General features: G+C 67.5%; 15 protein-coding genes. 7 read left to right on the top strand and 8 right to left on the bottom strand.

The genetic code is table 11. The features are described from left to right. Positions 1-10: 10 nt before the first annotated feature. Positions 11-1222, bottom strand: a complete 1212-nt coding sequence (locus BLW05_RS20475) for a LysM peptidoglycan-binding domain-containing protein (RefSeq protein WP_093165405.1) — start codon at positions 1220-1222, stop codon at positions 11-13. A 160-nt stretch (positions 1223-1382) separates the two neighbouring features. On the opposite strand from BLW05_RS20475, the gene def reads away from it, so the two are divergent. From def to BLW05_RS20450, 5 genes are read left to right on the top strand one after another with little or no spacing between them, the layout of a single operon-like run. Then, positions 1383-1916 (top strand): peptide deformylase, encoded by a 534-nt coding sequence (gene def / locus BLW05_RS20470; protein WP_093165404.1) that lies wholly within the window; start codon positions 1383-1385, stop codon positions 1914-1916. Between the two features lie 2 nt (positions 1917-1918). Beyond that, positions 1919-2407, top strand: a complete 489-nt coding sequence (locus BLW05_RS20465; protein ID WP_093165403.1) for a hypothetical protein — start codon at positions 1919-1921, stop codon at positions 2405-2407. 5 nt (positions 2408-2412) lie between these two features. Next, positions 2413-3363 (top strand): methionyl-tRNA formyltransferase, encoded by a 951-nt coding sequence (gene fmt, locus BLW05_RS20460; RefSeq protein WP_177142747.1) that lies wholly within the window; start codon positions 2413-2415, stop codon positions 3361-3363. Then, positions 3363-4103: an AzlC family ABC transporter permease gene (locus tag BLW05_RS20455; protein WP_093165401.1), complete on the top strand. Its 741-nt coding sequence runs from the start codon at positions 3363-3365 to the stop codon at positions 4101-4103. Before fmt ends, BLW05_RS20455 begins: the two co-directional genes overlap by 1 nt. Beyond that, on the top strand, positions 4100-4447 hold the full coding sequence (locus tag BLW05_RS20450; RefSeq protein WP_093165400.1) for an AzlD domain-containing protein: 348 nt from the start codon (positions 4100-4102) through the stop codon (positions 4445-4447). Before BLW05_RS20455 ends, BLW05_RS20450 begins: the two co-directional genes overlap by 4 nt. A 4-nt stretch (positions 4448-4451) precedes the next feature. On the opposite strand, the gene BLW05_RS20445 is transcribed toward BLW05_RS20450, so the two are convergent. The 7 genes from BLW05_RS20445 to BLW05_RS20415 form a co-directional block, all read right to left on the bottom strand. Beyond that, entirely contained in the window at positions 4452-5786 is a 1335-nt protein-coding gene (locus tag BLW05_RS20445; protein ID WP_256330412.1) for an alpha/beta hydrolase family protein, read from the bottom strand. 64 nt (positions 5787-5850) lie between these two features. Then, entirely contained in the window at positions 5851-6822 is a 972-nt protein-coding gene (locus tag BLW05_RS20440; RefSeq protein ID WP_093165399.1) for a Bug family tripartite tricarboxylate transporter substrate binding protein, read from the bottom strand. A gap of 38 nt (positions 6823-6860) precedes the next feature. Next, positions 6861-7820 (bottom strand): MBL fold metallo-hydrolase, encoded by a 960-nt coding sequence (locus tag BLW05_RS20435; RefSeq protein WP_093165398.1) that lies wholly within the window; start codon positions 7818-7820, stop codon positions 6861-6863. Positions 7821-7846: 26 nt separating this feature from the next. Continuing rightward, positions 7847-8038: a DUF2783 domain-containing protein gene (locus tag BLW05_RS20430; RefSeq protein ID WP_093165397.1), complete on the bottom strand. Its 192-nt coding sequence runs from the start codon at positions 8036-8038 to the stop codon at positions 7847-7849. A 12-nt stretch (positions 8039-8050) separates the two neighbouring features. Then, complete coding sequence (locus tag BLW05_RS20425; protein WP_093165396.1) at positions 8051-9691, bottom strand: FAD-dependent oxidoreductase; 1641 nt, start codon at positions 9689-9691, stop codon at positions 8051-8053. Between the two features lie 17 nt (positions 9692-9708). Continuing rightward, positions 9709-10830, bottom strand: coding sequence for an alpha/beta hydrolase family protein (locus BLW05_RS20420; RefSeq protein ID WP_093165395.1), 1122 nt, complete (start codon positions 10828-10830; stop codon positions 9709-9711). Further along, on the bottom strand, positions 10823-11386 hold the full coding sequence (locus tag BLW05_RS20415; protein WP_093165394.1) for a VOC family protein: 564 nt from the start codon (positions 11384-11386) through the stop codon (positions 10823-10825). The genes BLW05_RS20420 and BLW05_RS20415 overlap by 8 nt, the downstream gene beginning before the upstream one ends. A gap of 92 nt (positions 11387-11478) precedes the next feature. Here BLW05_RS20415 and BLW05_RS20410 point away from each other — a divergent pair, with 92 nt between their 5' ends. Continuing rightward, positions 11479-12387 (top strand): LysR family transcriptional regulator, encoded by a 909-nt coding sequence (locus BLW05_RS20410; RefSeq protein ID WP_093165393.1) that lies wholly within the window; start codon positions 11479-11481, stop codon positions 12385-12387. Positions 12388-12451: 64 nt separating this feature from the next. After that, positions 12452-13642 carry a phosphoglycerate kinase gene (locus tag BLW05_RS20405; protein WP_093165392.1) on the top strand — a complete coding sequence of 397 codons (1191 nt, stop codon included), beginning with the start codon at positions 12452-12454 and terminating at the stop codon, positions 13640-13642. The last annotated feature ends 16 nt before the right edge of the window (positions 13643-13658 follow it).

Here is a 13658-nt window from a genome sequence, read left to right as displayed (position 1 = left end):
GATAGCCGCCTCAGGGATTGACGAGCAGATCGCCAATGCGCGGGGTGTCGTTGATCTCCAGCACCAGGGCATAGGACACCTTCTCGAACGGGCGGAACACCATCAGCAGTCCGATGCGTTCGTTCGGCAGCTTCAGGGTTTCCTTGCCGGCGCCGGTCTTGTCGACGATGGTCTCGCCGTTCTTGAGGATCGCCAGCACGTGTCCGGCCTCGATGCCGTCGCGCAGGCCCTTGTTGATCGCCACCACCTGGTTCTGCGCGGCGAACTGCACCGCGTTGCCGTAGACCGAGACGATGCGGCCTTCGATCGGCTGCTGCGGTGCGCGGGGTGCGTAGCTCAGGAGCTGGCGCGCGGGCTCCGGCAACAGGCGGTCGCCGGCGCGCATTTCCTCGCGCGCGGCAATGATGTCGATGGTGGCCGGCACGACGCTGACGACCTCCTTGCCGTCGACCATTTCGCTCAGGGTCGATTCGCCGCGCTGCAACTGGGCCTTGCCGAGGTACTGGGCTTCGTAGCCGAGGATCTCGCCGGTGCCCGGGTCCTTCAGCGGCGTGGCGTTGCGGAAGATACGGAAGGTCTGGATCGGGCCGGCTGTCTCGACGAGCGGTGAATTGACATCACCGCGTGCGTAGGCGCGATCGCCGCGGGACAGCAGCACGCGGCTGTCGTTGCCCGCGACGATGCGCGGAGCGGTGAGCAGGGTGTTGTCGTCCACCACGACCGGCTCGGCGAGGAACGGTTCGATCAGGCTCGGGTTGAGCGTCGGCAGTGCCATGCCGGAGAGCGATTCATAGCGCGTGCGCGGCGACAGTTTGATGGTGCCTTCCGGCGCGCCGGAGCCGCGCCGGGTGCTCAGGCGGGCACGGCCGCCGGTCTTGTCGAGATAGAGCACCTGGCCCGGGTAGATGCGGTGCGGGTTCGAGATCTCGCTGATGTTCATGCCCCACAGCTCGGGCCAGCGCCAGGGGCTGCGGAGATAGAGGCGGGAAATGGCCCACAGCGTGTCGCCGGGCTTGACCGTGTATTCGTCCGGCGCATTGGGCGCCAGCTCGCTGATGGGAATGCCGGCCTGCGCCGTCTGCTGGGCGGTGGCGCGCTGTTGGGGCGTGACGGGATAGTTTTGTGCGGATGCCGTCGTACCTGCAAGACCCGCCACGGCAAAGGCTGCCAGCGTGGCGAAGAGGCGGGGACAAAGATGTTCGTTGATTCGGAATTTATTCATGGTTGATGGTGTGCACACACTGCGCCACGCAGAACGTACGAATCCTCACAATTTGCTACGAATTTTGCGCTGAAGCCCCAGATCGGGCAATGTAAATCCCGCCAGCCGCTCCGGGCCGTCGCGGAAATGGCGAAAATAGCGACAACTTTTCCTCGCTTTCATGTCAAAACGAACCATTTTGAGTTACCCCGACGTTCGCCTGCACACGGTGGCCAAACCGGTGCAGGGCGTCGATGCGCGCATCAAGACACTGGTCGCCGACATGCTCGAGACCATGTACGACGCCAATGGCATCGGGCTCGCCGCCACGCAGATCGATGTGCACGAGCGGCTGGTCGTGATCGACGTGTCCGAGGACCGCGACCAGCCCCTGGTGCTCATCAATCCCGAGATTGTCTGGGCGAGCAACGAAAAAGTCGTCAACGAGGAAGGCTGCCTGTCGGTGCCGGGCATCTACGACGGCGTGGAGCGCTCCACCGCCGTGCGCGTGACGGCGCTCGACGCCGAGGGCGAGCCGCAGACCATCGAAGCCGACGGCCTGCTCGCGGTCTGCATCCAGCACGAACTCGATCACCTGCTGGGCAAGGTCTTCGTCGAGTACCTCTCGCCGCTCAAGCGCAACCGCATCAAGAGCAAGTTGCTCAAGCAGCAGCGCGAAGAACAGAAACTCGATCAGCGCGAAGGGCGTCGCTAATCATGAAGCGTTCCTGGCTCGCGGCCGTCGTGGTGGCGTCTGCCTTGGTGGGGTGTGCCAGCGAGCCGACGCGACTGCCGCTCGGCACCGCGCGCGACCAGGCACTTCAGCAACTGGGTACACCGACGGCCACCTATCCGTTGCAGGGCGGCGGCGAGCGGCTCCAGTATTCCCGCGCGCCGATGGGCTTCGAGGTCTCGAACATCGACGTCGACGCGAGCGGCCATGTGGTATCCGTCCGCCAGGAACTCTTCGAAGGGCTCTTCGACAGCACCATCAAGCCCGGCGTCTGGCGCATCGACGATGTGCTGCGCACGTACGGGCGGCCCTACGAGATCACCCGCGTGACCTCCTTCAACGGCGATATCTGGACCTGGCGCTACAAGTCCATGAATGCGCGCCGGCTGCTCTATATCTATGTGAGGCCGGACGGCGTGGTGGACCACTATCACACGGGCGACGACCTCAACGTCTTTCTGATCAACCGGTGAGCGCCATGAAGGTTGCGTTCGCGGGTACGCCCGAGTTTGCCCGCGTCGCGCTGGAAGCCATCGCCGCTGCCGGCCACGAGATCGTCCTCACGCTGACCCAGCCCGACCGCCCGGCGGGCCGCGGCATGAAGCTGCAGGCTTCGCCGGTCAAGCAGTTCGCGGTGTCGCGCGGCTGGCCGGTGATCCAGCCGCGAAGCCTGCGACTGGACGGCAAGTATCCGGGCGACGCCGAAGCCGCGCGCACTGCGATCGCGGATTCGAAGGCCGAGGTCATGGTGGTGGCCGCCTACGGCCTGATCCTTCCGCAGTGGGTGCTCGATGCGCCGCGGCTCGGCTGCCTCAACATCCACGCGAGCCTGCTGCCCAGATGGCGCGGCGCCGCGCCCATCCATCGCGCGATCGAAGCCGGCGACGCCGAGACCGGCATCACCATCATGCAGATGGACGCTGGCCTCGACACCGGCGACATGCTGCTGCGCGAAGCCGTTCCGGTCGGCGACGACAACACCGCCCGTCTGCACGACCGGCTGGCCGCGCTCGGCGGCCGCATGATCGTCCAGGCGCTGAAGCAGGCGGAAGCCGGCGCGCTCCGCGCCGTTGCGCAGCCCGAGGAGGGCGTGACCTACGCGCACAAGGTCGAGAAGGCCGAGGCGCAGGTGGACTGGTCGCAGGGCGCCGACGCGATCGTTCGCCGCGTCCGCGCGTTCGATCCGTTTCCCGGTGCAAGCACCGTGCTCGACGGCGAGACCATCAAGCTGTGGGCCGCGCAAGCGCGCGGGGATGCACCGTCCGAAGCGCCCGGTACCGTTCTTGCCGTCGGCGGGGCGGGTATTGCAGTCGCCGCCCAGGGCTCGACGGTCGTCGTCTCCGAACTGCAGCGCGCAGGCGGCAAGCGCCTGCCGGTGGCCGATTTCCTGCGGGGCTTCGACGTGAAGCCCGGACAGGTCTTCGGCTGATGTTTCTCTCCTCGTCCGTCCGCAGCCAACCGGAGTTTCGCGAAGGCATTCGCGACATGTCGCCGATCGCCCTCGGCATCGGCGCCTGGGGCCTCATGACCGGGGTCGCGATGCTCAAGTCCGGCATGAGCGTGGTCGAGGCGGTCGCGATGACCCTGCTGGTCTACGCGGGCAGCTCGCAGCTTGCATCCATCCCCTTGCTGATCGCCGGCGCGCCCGCCTGGGTGATCCTGGCGACCGGCTTCTGCGTCAACCTGCGCTTCGTGGTCTTCAGCCTCCACCTGCGACCGTATCTCATGCACATGCCGCGCTGGCGCCGCATGACGCACGGCTATCTCACGGCCGACATGAGCTACGCGATGTTCACCCGCAGGTACACCCGGCCGCCCGAAACCGAAGCCGAGAAGCGCGCGCAGGAGGCCTATCTCACCGGCAACTACTGCGTGACCTGGTGCTCCTGGATGGTCCTGAGCCTGCTCGGCATCGTGCTGGCGAACATGATTCCCCAGAGCTGGGGCCTGGGTTTCGCGGGCGTCCTGAGCCTGGTCGCGATCGTCTGCTCGATGGCGACCACGCGTCTTCGCGTGCTGGCGGTGGTGATCGCCGGGGCCACTGCGGTCGCGGCCTATGCGTTGCCGCTCAAGCTCAACATCGTCGCGGGCATCGGCGTTGCGGTGCTGCTGTGCTTCTGGCTCGAAAAGCAGTTCGGGCTCGATCCCGACGCGGAGGATGACAATTGAGCCTTGCCAGCGGGCAGACCGATTTCTGGACGCTGGCGGTCATCGTCGGCCTCGCGGGCGTCACCGTGTTGACGCGCTGCTTCTTCTTCATCCTCGATCGCCCCTGGGGCCTGCCGGACTGGGCCCATCGCGCCCTGCACTACGCGCCGGCGGCTGCGCTGGCGGCGGTGGTGATTCCCGAGGTCGTCATGACGCAGGGCCATCTCACGACGACGCTGCAGGATGCGCGTCTCTATGGCGCAGTCGCCGGCGTCCTCTACTACTTCTGGCGCGGCGGCGTGCTCGGGACGATGCTCGCGGGCATGGCGGTCTACCTGCCGCTGCACCTGGGCCTCGGCTGGTAGGCGCTCAGGGCGATCGCGGCGCGACCCGGCTTTCCAGCGAAGCCGGATGCCAGCCCGGCTGGATGTGGCAGTCGTTCTTCCCGTCCGGGCGATAGCGCGGCATCACGGCCTTGCACAGTAGCGCGATGCTCTCGGGCGTGGGCTTCTCGCCCTTGTCGATCCAATCGAGCAGCGAGGTGAAGAGCGCCGGATATTCCGAATCGCTCAGGTAGCTGTGCTCGCGCTCGGCGCTGAAGGTCTGCACCAGCTTGTCGCTGGTGCCGGCGGATTCGCGGATGCGGCGGTAAAGGTCTTCCAGTTCGACGAAGGCCGTGGGATCGTCGATCGCATGCAGCGTCACCGTCGGCAGCGAGGTGCGGCCGCTGGGCAGGCTGTCGGCCGCCAGTTCGCCCTGCGCCTGCGGGTCGGCCGCATAACGGGCGACGCCCGAATTCAGCGCCGCGTCGTCGTTCGAGCCGCGATAGACCACGCCGATGTTGCCGAAGGGGTTGCGACCTTCCAGCCGCAACTGCACCAGATCCTGGAACAGCCAGGTCGCCCACGACAGATGGCCGACCAGCGAGCGTTCCTCGATCTTCGTGGCGGCAAGGATCGTCTTGAGCCGCGCCGCCTGCTCTGGCGTGCGTTGCGCCGCGGGCAGGCCGACGCCGGTGCACTCCTTGATCCGTTCGGCAAGTCCCGCGCGCGTGAGCTTCGAATCCTTCGGCAGACCCATCCAGAGTGGGTACTGCGGCTCGTCGGGCCGCGGGTGGTTGTGGCACACGTACTGGTAGACCACACGCAGGTCGAGCCGGAAGTCGTAGGCGTTGTTGCCGCCGCCGAGCACGCCGCTGGTCAGCACCAGGCCGTCGTAAGGACTCTTCGCGCCGGGCGGTGCATACAGCTCCGCGGCCCTCGAAGCCACGCCGCCGCCGTAGCTCTGCCCGTGTAGCAGCGTGCGGCGCGGCGTGCCGAAGTGGCTCACGAAGATCTGACGCAGCCGCTCGGTGTCCTCCGCCGCCATCGTCACGCCGTAGCCGCCGCGCCGGTAGGTGGACGCGGCCCATGCGTAGCCTGCGCGCACGGTCACGGCCCAGCGCTTGAGGTCTTCCTCGCTGCGCTCCAGCTTCGGCGGTCCGGTCTCGGGGCCGCCGTGGGCGTGCATCACGAGCACGCGGTTCCAGTCCTTCGGGATCGCGATCACGTAGAAGGCGCCGGCGCCGTCCTCGCCGGTGTAGCAGCGGGTCGAATCGGGAACAGGTGCGGGGCACTGTGCGGACTGGGACGCATTCGCGGCGTGGGCCTGTGCAAGGCAGAGCGAAAGCGCCAGCGTGGGCAGCAGATGTCGTTTCACGTGCATGTCGGCGTCTTCGATAGAGGGGCGAAGCGATCATGCACGAGATCACTTCGCCATCGCCGCACCGCTAGTCGAGTTGCACGCCGGCCGTCTTGATGATCCGGCCCCAGCGTTCGTTCTCGCCTCGCGCGAGCTTGTAGAAGTCTTCCGGCGTTCCGGGCAGGGCCTCGAAGCCGAACTCGGCGAAGAGCTTGACCACCTTCGGCGCCTGCATCGCCTTGTTCAGCTCGCTGTTCAGGCGCGCCACCACTTCCTTGGACATGCCGGCCGGGCCGATCAGGCCGTGGAAGGCGTAGGCGTTGACGTCCTTGAAGCCGAGTTCGGTGAAGGTCGGCACGTCGGGCAAGGCGGCGGCGCGCTGCGGCAGCGCGATGGCCAGCACCCGGACCTTGCCGGACTTGATCACCTGCAGGCCGGAGGCGAGGTCCAGCATCATGGCCGGCACCTGCCCGCCCATCACGTCGGTCATCGCCGGCGCGGCACCCTTGTACGGCACGTGCTGGATGTCGATGCCGGCCTTCTGTTTGAAGAGCTCCATCGCCATGTGGTGCGGCGAGCCGTTGCCGGGCGATGCGTAGCTCACCTTCTGCGGATGCGCCTTCACGTAGCTCACGAACTCCGCGACCGTCTTCGCCGGAAAGTCCGGATGCACCACCAGCGCGACCGGGAAGCGGCCGATGGCGCCGATGTAGGTGAAGTCGGTCGCGGGCTTGTACGGCAGCTTCGCGAACATGTGCTCGTTGAAGAGCAGCGCGGCGTTCTCGGCCTGCATGATCGTGTAGCCGTCGGGCTTGGCCTGCATCATCACCTGCACGCCGATGTTGGTCGATGCACCGGGGCGGTTGTCGATCACGATCGGCTGGCCGAGCGACGGCTGCATCGCCTCGGCGAGTGCACGGGCCAGGTTGTCGGTGCCGCCGCCTGCGACGTAGGGGACGATCCAGCGCACGGGTTGCGTGGGATACGTGGACTGGGCCGGCGCGTGGCTCGCCAGGGTGATCGCGAGGCTGGCGGCCAGCAGCTTGAGAAGTCGTCGCATTCGGTTTGTCTCCGTTTTTTTTGAAAGATAGGGGCGGATCAGCCTCGAAGCACCTGCCAGAGCTCGCGGTCGCGCTCGGCGGTCCAGATGACCGGGTGCTCGATGCCGCGCAGTTCGTCATAGGCGCGCGACACGTCGAAGGGCAGCACATGCTGGAAGACCGGCCAGTCGCCGAAGCGCGGTTTCATCGCCTGCTCGGCGCGCTCGAAGCAGCCGCGCAGGCTGTCGCCGGCGGCAATGCCGGCGCGCACGCTGTCGAGCAGGGTCGAGAGGAAGGCCTTGGTGAGCTCGACGGCTTCTGCGCAGGCGCCTTCGCCCCGCACCACCGCGCCGCGACCGGGCACCAGCACGCGCGCCTTGAGCGCCGCGACGGCATCGAGCGTGCCGGCCCAGTCCTGGATGTAGGCATCGCCGGCATACACGCCGCAGCGGTTCTCGACCACGTCGCCAGAGAAGAGCACGCCGCAATCCGGCAGCCATGCAACCGTGTCGCCGCCCGAGTGGCCGCGGCCGAGGCACATCAGGCGCACTTCCCGCTGGCCCAGCCAGAGGCTCATCTCGCGCTCGAAGCTCATCGTCGGCTCGGTGAGGCCGGGGATTTCCTCGACGCCCGCGAAGAGGCGCGGAAAGCGACCGACTTCCGAATCGAAATCGGCCTGGCCGCGCTCGCGCACCCAGTCGAGCGTGCCCTTGCTCGCGATGATCGCCTCGACTTCGCCGAAGGCGCTCGCGCCCATCACGCGCACCGCGTGGTAGTGGGTGAGCACGATGAACTTGATCGGCTTGTCGGTGACCTTGCGGATGTCGGCCAGGAAGTCGCGCGCCATGCGCGGCGTGGGCCGGGTGTCGATCAGCACCACGTGCTCGTCGCCGACGATGAAGCCGCAGTTGGGATCGAAGTCGCTGATGTAGCCGTAGACGTTGGGCGCGAGTTCGCGCACCTGCGGCTTCTGCTCTCGGGTGTCGGCGGCAGAAGCGAAGGAGACGGTTGTGTTCATGTGGGGTAGCGGTGGTTGTCGGTGGCTCAGGGCGTGCCGCCTTCGCGGGCGGCGGCGATGCAGTCCAGCAGCACGGCCTGGTCGCCGCACTGGTTGGCCAGCAGCAGTACCAGGCGGGCGTTGTAGTCGGCGCTCTGGGCTTCGGTGAGGCCCTCGTGCGCGGCGATCCAGGCCGCGTAGAAGCCGTCGGGGTCGGGGATGTGGGGCTCGGTGATCATGGTTCTCCGGGGTCAGCGTTGCGCCAGCGCGGTGCGCAGCGCGGTGGCGATCGATGCGGGCGACGGGTCGTGCAGCAAGGCGCCGCGATAGGCGTCCGGCCGCACGATGCAAAGACTGCCGGCTGTTGCACCGCCGAGATGCCGGGCCAGCACGTCGTGGGGCTGCAGGGTGGGCAGGCCGCTGTCGCCGCCGACCGCCACGAGCCGCAGCGGCAACGAGGCATCGATGTCCGCGATCGCATCGGCCTGCGCGCGCGTCGGCGCGAACCAGAGGCCGAGGCATTGCGTGCCTTCCGCGAGCAGTTGTGCGATCGTGGTCGGCGTTCCGCCCTGCCATTGCAGCGAGAGGTTCTGAACTGTCTTCGCGCCGGTCGGCAGATGGCTCGCAGCAGGATAGTCGTTGGCGACCGACATGCGGCCGGTGTTGACCAGCGCGCGAGCGAACGGGTAGCGCTGCGCGAGCGCGACCACCGCACGGCGCATCGTGTGCTCGGCCGGCGAGCGTGGCGCGAGGAAGCGCGCGGAACGGCTGGTGACGCGCAGGTTCTCCACCGCGGCGGGGCGGCGCTCGGCGTCGTAGGTGTCGAGCAGCGCATCGTCCGCAAGCCCTCGGGTGACGAGCGCGAGCTTCCATCCGAGATTCGCTGCATCCTGGATGCCGCTGTTGCCGCCGCGCGCGCCGAAGGGGCTCACGACGTGCGCCGAATCGCCGATGAACAGGATGCGCCCGTGGCGGAAGTTGTCGAGCAGATGGTCGCGGTAGCCGTAGGGACCGATCCAGACGAACTCGAATTCGACGCCGGGGCCGAGCTGTTCGCGCAGCCGCGCGCCGGCCACTTCAGGCTTGCTGATGTAGGCGGTGTCGCAGTCCTCGGGCATCTGGTAGTCGATGCGCCAGACGCCGTCGCCCATCAGGTGTTGCCACACCGCGCGGCCGTCGTTGAAGGGCGCGTCCACCCAGGTCCAGCGCTCCACCGGCAGCGGCTTCTTGAAGCGCACGTCGGTGATGCACCAGCGGTCGGTGCTGCGCGACGGATGCGCCTCGATACCGAGCTGCGTGCGGATCGGGCTGTTGGCACCGGTGGCGTCGATGAGGTGGTCGGCCTCGATGGTGTAGCTGCCCGCCGGCGTTTCCACCGTGAGGCGTACGCCGTCGGCGAGCGGCGTGACCTGCGTGACATGGTTCTTCCAGCGCAGGTCGGTCAGGCCGAGTTCGTTGATGCGATCGACCAGGAACCACTCGATGTAGAACTGCTGCAGGTTGATGAAGGGCGGCTGCACAGAGACGCTGTCGGTCTTCAGGTTGAAGTTGTAGACCTCGGTGTCATCTGAGAAGGTACGGCCGAACGCCCAGGTGATGCCTTTGTCCGCGATGCGCTCGTAGATGCCGAGCCGCGCGAAGATCTCCAGGCTCTTCTGCGCATAGCAGATGCCGCGCGACGAAGCGCCGCGCACGCCGACCGTGTCGTCCTCGTCGAGCAGCACCGCGCGCACGCCGCGGCGCGCGAGGTCGCAGGCGAGCGTGAGCCCGGCGGGGCCGGCGCCGACGATCACGATCGGATGGCGCACGACCGACGTGCTTTGCAGTTCCGGTGGCGGCACGAACGGCCAGCTCGGCAATTCATAGGGGGGAGCGAAGGTGAAGGTTTCCATTGGGGAATGCTGTGGGTTCACAGGGCGTGCGCCCATTCGGCGATCGCGTCGGCAGCTTTCGGAACCAGTTCCGGCTGGCCCGCCAGGTAGTGGTTGCCGCCGACGATGTCGACATTGCGGATGCGATCGCCGCCGGCCGCCATCCATGCGTCGCGCGTGCTCGGGAAGGTGGACTGGTCGGCGGTGTAGGTCAACAGCAGCTTGGGGCAGGTGGTGCGTGCAAGGTTCGTCGGGCCATCGGCCTGCGAACGCGATGACCATTGCGAGAGAAAGGCGGTGAGCGAGGTGGTGCGGCCCATCGCGTTGCATGAGTAATTCACTTGCCGTGCATCGCCCCAGACGCTGCCCGGCGCCCGGTCGTTCGGGTCGAGCGAGAGATCCACGCAGCGCGGATCCGCATGCGTGCGGTAGACGATGAAGGCCTGGTCGCGCGGTGCGCCCGGCGTGCTGCGAAGCTGGCGAAGCCGCTCCAGCGCCCAGTGCTCGATGCGGTCCAGTCGCGCCTTCTGCGCTGCGCTGAAGCGCGCGAGGAAGTCGGCGTCGTACGGCACGCGATGGCGCGCGTCGTACATGTCGAGTTCGGGATCGACCGAGAGCGGATCGTGCTCGTCGGTCACGGAAGGGTCGATCCAGTCGCGCATCAGCCGCGTGCGCCCGAGGTGCGCGGCGCACAGCGCGATGCCGTCCACCGGCGGGAGATCGCCGGGATGCAGGTGCGTCGGATCGCCGTCCGCGAAGTGGTGCGCCGTGAGCTTCTCGGCCTGCGCCTGGTAGAAGCTCGCGAGCGCCGCGCCGCCCGAGTTGCCGATGAGCACGACCTTCTCGTAGCCCATCGCGCGCAGGTGCTTCACGCCCGCGCCCAGGTCCTGGATCGCGCGCTCCATCAGCAGCACGGTGTCGTTGCCCATGTAGCGTGAGTTCAGCCCCATGCAGCAGATGCCGCGCTCGGCCAGCGGGCCGATCAGGTAATGGCCCATGAAGTTGCTCGTCGGGTGCATCACGATCGCGGCGAGCTTCTTCGGTCCGGCCGGCGCGCGATACGCGCCGTAGATGCGCGGGCGCAGCATCTGCAGGCCCGACTGGCTTTCGAGCGCGGCGCCCGGCTTGACGTCGATGACGGCGAGTTGCAGATCAGCCATGCGCCGCCTTTCGCAACCCGGCCTTGCGTTCGGTCCATGCGTCCAGTGCCGCGCGGGCCTTGAGGGCGTGGGCGTCCATCTCGGACTGCGGCACCGTCGGCGTGGTCAACTCGAGCCGGATGCCGTTCGGATCGAAGAAGTAGATCGATTCGATGATGTGGTGGTCCGTCGGGCCCAGCACCTCGACGCCGGCGGCTTCGAGCCGCGACTTCGCGGCCATCAGGTCCTCGACCGAATCGACGCGCAGCGCGATGTGGTTGACCCACGCCGGCGTGTTGGGCGAAGGCAGCGCGGCGACGTCGTCGCCGAGGTCGAAGAAGGCGATGTACGAGCCGTCGCGCATCTGGAAGAAGATGTGCACGTAGGGGCAGTATTCGCCGGTGCTCGGCACATGGTCGCTCTTGATCACGTGCGTGAGGGGCAGGCCCAGCAGGTCTTCGTAGAAGCGGCGGGTCTCTTCGCTGTCGCGGCAGCGCCAGGCGAAATGGTGCAGGCCGCGAACCGGCACGGCGGCGGGCATGGGCGGTGGTGCGAGAGGCGAGGTCTCGACAGGCATGGTTGTCTCCAGCAGGGGGCTCGGCGTGGATTGGGCCTTGCTTCCTCTTATGATTCAATCGAAATAAATTCATCGATTGATGAAGAATTGCCATGAATCTCACCTTGCGCCAGTTGCGCGCCTTCGCCGCCGTCGCCGAGACCGGCAGCTTCACCGCCGCCGCGTCGAGCCTGCATCTCACGCAATCCGCACTCAGCGTGCTGGTGCGCGAGCTCGAGCGCGAGATGGGCGTGCTGCTCTTCGACCGGCATACGCGGCGCGTGCAGCTCTCCGAGGCGGGCCGCGAGTTCCAGCCTTCGGTGCAGCGTCTGCTGGCCGATCTGGCGGGCGCGGTCGCCGGCGTCACCGACCTGCGTGACAAGAAGAAGGGCGTGCTGCGCCTGGCCGCGCCGCAGCTCATGGCCTGCACGCTGATGCCGCGCGTGATCGCCGCGTACCGCGAGCGGCATCCGGACGTCGACGTGCGGCTGGCCGACACGCTGCCGGAGCACTTGCTCAGCGGCGTGCTCTCCGGCGAGGTCGAACTGGCGGTGGGGCAGGACGTGGCGGTCGACAGCGCGATCGAGCGGCGCACGCTCTTCCGCGACCGTCACTGGCTGATCTGTCCGCCCGACCATCCGTTCGCGCGGCGGCGCAAGGTGCGCTGGCATGAGCTGGAGCCCTATACCTTCATCGCTCCGACGCGCGACTTCCGCCAGCGCGTGCTGCCGGAACTGGATGCGCAGGCGCGCGGATTCATGATGCGACCGACCACGCAGGAGGTCTCGTACATGACGACGGCGCTGGGCATGGTCGCCTCGGGGCTGGGGCTGACGGTGTGCCCGACGTACTCGGCTTCGCTCGTGCGGGCGCACGGCCTGCAGATGGTGCGGCTCGACCAGCCGGACTTCCACCGCGAAGTCTGCATCTACGGCGCCTCGAAACGATCGCTTTCGCCCGCGGCGGCGAGCTTCGTCGAGCTGCTCGAGGGCTTCGTGCGCAAGCCCGGCCTCGGAGGCTGAAACCTACAATGTCGGCTGCCGCCCGCCGGGGCGCCCTCATTCGCATTCACTCCGCCGACATCCCATGAACGTTCTTCGATTCACCGACCTCTGTGCGCAAGGCAAAGTCACCGGCCAGCGCGTGTTCATCCGAGCCGACCTCAACGTGCCGCAGGACGACGCGGGCAACATCACCGAGGACACGCGCATCCGCGCCTCGGTGCCGTGCATCCGCCAGGCGCTCGATGCCGGTGCGGCGGTCATGGTGACGTCGCACCTGGGCCGCCCGACCGAAGGCGAGTTCAAGCCCGAGGACTCGCTGGCACCCGTCGCCAAGCGGCTCGGCGAGTTGCTCGGCCGCGAAGTGCCGCTGGTTTCCAACTGGGTCGATGGCGTCCAGGTGCAGCCTGGGCAGGTCGTGCTGCTCGAGAACTGCCGCCTGAACAAGGGCGAGAAGAAGAACGACGAAGCGCTTTCGCGCAAGCTCGCCGCGCTGACGGACATCTATGTCAACGATGCCTTCGGCACCGCGCACCGCGCCGAGGCCACCACCTACGGCATCGCCCAGTTCGCGAAGATCGCCTGCGCGGGTCCGCTGCTGGCGGCCGAGATCGATGCGATCACCAAGGCACTGGCCCAGCCGAAGCGCCCCCTGGCTGCGATCGTTGCCGGCTCGAAGGTCAGCACGAAGCTCACCATCCTCAAGAGCCTGGCCGACAAGGTCGACCAGCTCGTCGTCGGGGGCGGCATCGCCAACACCTTCATGCTGGCTTCGGGCCTGAAGATCGGCAAGTCGCTGGCCGAGCCCGACCTGATCGACGAAGCCAAGGCCGTGATCGAAGCCATGCGCGCGCGCGGCGCCGGTGTGCCGATCCCGGTCGACGTCGTCACGGCGAAGACATTCGCGGCCGATGCCGCCGCGACGATCAAGGCTGCTCAGGATGTGGACGACGACGACCTGATCCTCGACATCGGCCCGAAGACCGCCGAACTGCTGGCTGCCCAACTGCGTGAGGCCGGCACGATCGTGTGGAACGGTCCAGTCGGCGTGTTCGAGTTCGATGCATTTGCAAACGGCACGAAGGTGATCGCCCGGGCGATCGCAGAGAGCAAGGCCTTCTCGATCGCCGGCGGCGGCGACACGCTGGCCGCGATCGCCAAGTACGGCATCGAGGACAAGGTCGGCTACATCTCCACCGGCGGCGGTGCCTTCCTGGAAGTGCTCGAAGGCAAGAAGCTCCCCGCGTTCGAGATCCTCGAAAAAAGAGCCGCGTAAGGCCTCTGGCGGCTGG

The organism is Variovorax sp. YR216, assembly GCF_900107745.1.
In the GTDB taxonomy this organism is placed as follows: domain Bacteria; phylum Pseudomonadota; class Gammaproteobacteria; order Burkholderiales; family Burkholderiaceae_C; genus Variovorax.
Note: the sequence above shows the minus strand (reverse complement) of the source record. Positions and strands in the feature narration are given on the sequence as shown.

Coding starts and splice junctions, on each gene's coding strand:
- BLW05_RS20435 (WP_093165398.1), bottom strand. CDS start 7,820: ATGAACACAACCGTCTCCTTCGCTTCTGCCGCCGACACCCGAGAGCAG.
- BLW05_RS20440 (WP_093165399.1), bottom strand. CDS start 6,822: ATGCGACGACTTCTCAAGCTGCTGGCCGCCAGCCTCGCGATCACCCTG.
- BLW05_RS20455 (WP_093165401.1), top strand. CDS start 3,363: ATGTTTCTCTCCTCGTCCGTCCGCAGCCAACCGGAGTTTCGCGAAGGC.
- BLW05_RS20405 (WP_093165392.1), top strand. CDS start 12,452: ATGAACGTTCTTCGATTCACCGACCTCTGTGCGCAAGGCAAAGTCACC.
- BLW05_RS20420 (WP_093165395.1), bottom strand. CDS start 10,830: ATGGCTGATCTGCAACTCGCCGTCATCGACGTCAAGCCGGGCGCCGCG.
- BLW05_RS20425 (WP_093165396.1), bottom strand. CDS start 9,691: ATGGAAACCTTCACCTTCGCTCCCCCCTATGAATTGCCGAGCTGGCCG.
- BLW05_RS20475 (WP_093165405.1), bottom strand. CDS start 1,222: ATGAATAAATTCCGAATCAACGAACATCTTTGTCCCCGCCTCTTCGCC.
- BLW05_RS20415 (WP_093165394.1), bottom strand. CDS start 11,386: ATGCCTGTCGAGACCTCGCCTCTCGCACCACCGCCCATGCCCGCCGCC.
- BLW05_RS20430 (WP_093165397.1), bottom strand. CDS start 8,038: ATGATCACCGAGCCCCACATCCCCGACCCCGACGGCTTCTACGCGGCC.
- BLW05_RS20410 (WP_093165393.1), top strand. CDS start 11,479: ATGAATCTCACCTTGCGCCAGTTGCGCGCCTTCGCCGCCGTCGCCGAG.
- def (WP_093165404.1), top strand. CDS start 1,383: ATGTCAAAACGAACCATTTTGAGTTACCCCGACGTTCGCCTGCACACG.
- BLW05_RS20465 (WP_093165403.1), top strand. CDS start 1,919: ATGAAGCGTTCCTGGCTCGCGGCCGTCGTGGTGGCGTCTGCCTTGGTG.
- BLW05_RS20445 (WP_256330412.1), bottom strand. CDS start 5,786: ATGCACGTGAAACGACATCTGCTGCCCACGCTGGCGCTTTCGCTCTGC.
- fmt (WP_177142747.1), top strand. CDS start 2,413: ATGAAGGTTGCGTTCGCGGGTACGCCCGAGTTTGCCCGCGTCGCGCTG.